Annotated in this window: 4 protein-coding genes; 1 reads left to right on the forward strand and 3 read right to left on the reverse strand. The window is 73.3% G+C overall.

Going from position 1 to position 2,761, the window contains the following annotated elements:
- On the reverse strand, positions 1–527 hold a 527-nt coding region (locus ACFFNX_RS47020), incomplete at its 3' end, for a TSUP family transporter (protein ID WP_378212891.1).
- 198 nt (positions 528–725) lie between these two features.
- Here ACFFNX_RS47020 and ACFFNX_RS47025 point away from each other — a divergent pair.
- A complete protein-coding gene (locus tag ACFFNX_RS47025) occupies positions 726–1,745 on the forward strand; it encodes an MBL fold metallo-hydrolase (RefSeq protein ID WP_378212893.1) in 1,020 nt (339 codons plus the stop codon).
- A 72-nt stretch (positions 1,746–1,817) separates the two neighbouring features.
- Here the strand turns inward: ACFFNX_RS47025 and rpe are convergent, their stop codons facing one another.
- Both rpe and ACFFNX_RS47035 read right to left on the reverse strand, forming a co-directional pair.
- Entirely contained in the window at positions 1,818–2,480 is a 663-nt protein-coding gene (rpe, locus tag ACFFNX_RS47030; protein WP_378212895.1) for a ribulose-phosphate 3-epimerase, read from the reverse strand.
- Between the two features lie 58 nt (positions 2,481–2,538).
- Positions 2,539–2,761: hypothetical protein (locus ACFFNX_RS47035; protein ID WP_378212896.1), on the reverse strand; the 223-nt coding region annotated here is incomplete at its 5' end.

Raw genomic sequence — 2,761 nt, forward strand, 5'->3', positions numbered from 1 at the left:
GAGGCGACGCCCAGGACCCCGAAGACCAGCTGGGCGGTCGCCGCGAACCGGTGCTGCGCCCAGCCGGAGGACACGGCGTACAGCGCGACCGCCGGTCCGCCCGCACCGACGGTCGCGTTGAGGAACCCCGATCCGATCCCGGCGACCACCGCGCCCGGCGTGCCGCGCAGCACCCTCGCCCGCTCGCTCGTCACGACGGCCACCAGGGCGCACAGGATGAGCAGGCCGACGACGACCGCCAGCGGCGGCGCCGGCAGGGTTCTCGCCATCCAGGCCCCGGCCACCACGGCCGGGAGCGCGGGCCCGATGAGCAACGCGGCCCGGCGCGGGTCGACATCCCGCCAGACCTGCGTGAGCACGATGAGGGCGGTGAGGACGGCGCAGGTGTTGACCACCAGGACGCCGTCGAACGGGCCGAGCAGCAGCACCAGGTACGGCGAGGCCACGAGCGAGAAGCCGAGCCCGGTGACCCGCTGGGCCGCCGCGCCGACGAACACGACCAGCCCGAGTCCGATCGCCTGGACCATCCCCGCCTCCCGTCGACGCCGGCCGTACGGCCGGACGGGCCACCCGGCCGGACGGCCGGTCCGACCGTACGGGACCCGGATTCGCCGCTGAAGAGTGTTGAGATTCACCGGTCCCAGCCGTGGTGCCCGGAGCGGGAAGTCCGGTATAGATCGAATGACGTTCTAAAACCGCACGCCGGAAAGCCGAGGACCAAGTCGATGTCGCAGCGTTCGGAGTGGATCGAATCCGGAGCGTTCCAGGTCGCCCCGGGAGTCCACCGGATTCCGCTGCCGCTGCCCACGGACGGGCTCCGTGCGGTCAACGTCTACGCGATCGAGGACGACGAGGGTCTCGTGCTGATCGACGGCGGCTGGTCGCTGGAGGAGTCGCGGCGGCAGCTCGAGACCTCGCTCAAGGAGATCGGGTTCGGGCTCGCCGACATCGGCCGCTTCCTGGTCACCCACGTGCACCGCGACCACTACACGCAGGCGGTGGCGGTGCGCCGGGAGTTCGGCACGCGGGTCAGCCTCGGCATCGGGGAGCGCCCCACTCTCGAGCTGCTGACCTCTCCCGGGCCGACCGACCGCTCCCCTCAGCTCGAACAGCTGAACGCCTGCGGCGCGGCGCCCCTCATCGAACGGCTGCGGGCGGTGTGGAAGGAAGGCGGCCACAACCCGTCCGAGTGGGCCATGCCGGACGACTGGATCGAGGGACGGGCCCCGGTGCCGCTCGCCGGCCGTGAGCTGCTGGCCGTGCCGACGCCCGGCCACACCCGGGGCCACCTGGTCTTCGCCGACCTGGCCGGCGGGCTGTTGTTCGCCGGCGACCACGTGCTGCCGCACATCACCCCGTCGATCGGCTTCGAGAGCGCGCCGGAGGCCTCGCCGCTCGGCTCCTATCTCGCGTCCCTCAAGGTCGTCCGTGAGATGCCCGACCTGCGGCTGCTGCCCGCGCACGGACCGGTCACCGACAGCGTGCACGCCCGCGTCGACGCGTTGCTGGACCACCACGCCGAGCGCCTGGACGCCTGCGCCGCGGCGGTCGCCGCCGGCTCGGGCACGGCGTACGAGACGGCCCGCGCGCTGACCTGGACGCGCCGGGGACGCCACTTCGACGAACTGGACATGTTCAACCAGATGCTGGCGACCACCGAGACCCGCGCCCACCTGGAGGTCCTGGTCGCCCAGGACCGCCTGAGGAGCCACGTCGAGGACGGCGCCTCCGTCTACACCCTCTAGGCGTACTGCCCCCGGACGATCCGGCGACGGGTGATTTGCCCCCGGTTCGACCGACCTGCCCGGGCAGTACGCCTAGAGCGACGCCTGGGCCGCGCGGGCGCGCAGGGAGCGGACCGCCTCGGCCGGGTCGTCGGCGGAGTACACCGCCGAGCCGGCCACGAACACGTCGGCGCCCGCCTCCGCGCAGCGCTCGATCGTCTCGGCGTTCACTCCCCCGTCGACCTGGAGCCACACGTCGAGGTCCCGGCCCCGGATGAGGTCGCGGGCGCGGCGGATCTTCGGCAGTACGACGTCGAGGAACGGCTGGCCGCCGAAGCCCGGCTCGACCGTCATCACGAGCAACATGTCGATCTCGGCGAGCAGGTCGGCGTACGGCTCCACGGCCGTGCCCGGGTTGAGCGCCAGGCCGGCGCGGGCGCCGGCGGCGCGGATCTCCCGCAGCGTACGGATCGGGGCGCTCGCCGCCTCGACGTGGATGGTGACGCTGGCCGCCCCGGCCTCGGCGTACCCGGGCGCCCACCGGTCGGGGTCCTCGATCATGAGGTGGCAGTCCACCGGAACGGGCGTCGCCTTGAGCAGGGCCTCGACCACCGGCAGTCCGAGGGTGAGGTTGGGCACGAAGTGGTTGTCCATCACGTCGACGTGGATCCAGTCGGCGTCGGCGACGGCGGCGACCTCGTCGGCGAGCCGGGCGAAGTCGGCGGACAGAATGCTGGGAGCGATTTGCACGGCCATGATGCGGTCAAGTGTAGGGATGCCCCGCACGCGGGCCCTCACCAGGCCGCGATGCGCCTCAGCCGGGCTTGACGGCCGAGAAGCACGCCAGCGCGCCGGTGACCGTCACCTCCACGGACCTCAGCCCGGCTCCGTCGAGCCGGCCGCGCAGCTCCGCGAGGCTCCCGGGCCGGCCGAAGTCGCCCCGTGCCCGCAGGAACGCGATGAGGGCGTCCTGGCGGCGCCCGGCCCCGGTCACCACCGCGCTGCCCCTCAGTACGCCGCCGGGCCGCAGCACCCGG

The organism is Actinoallomurus acaciae, from assembly GCF_042429965.1.
GTDB lineage: Bacteria > Actinomycetota > Actinomycetes > Streptosporangiales > Streptosporangiaceae > Actinoallomurus > Actinoallomurus acaciae.

Bases quoted from the DNA above. Each gene is read 5' to 3' on its own strand.
- ACFFNX_RS47025 (WP_378212893.1), top strand. From the start codon at position 726: ATGTCGCAGCGTTCGGAGTGGATCGAATCCGGAGCGTTCCAGGTCGCC.
- rpe (WP_378212895.1), bottom strand. From the start codon at position 2,480: ATGGCCGTGCAAATCGCTCCCAGCATTCTGTCCGCCGACTTCGCCCGG.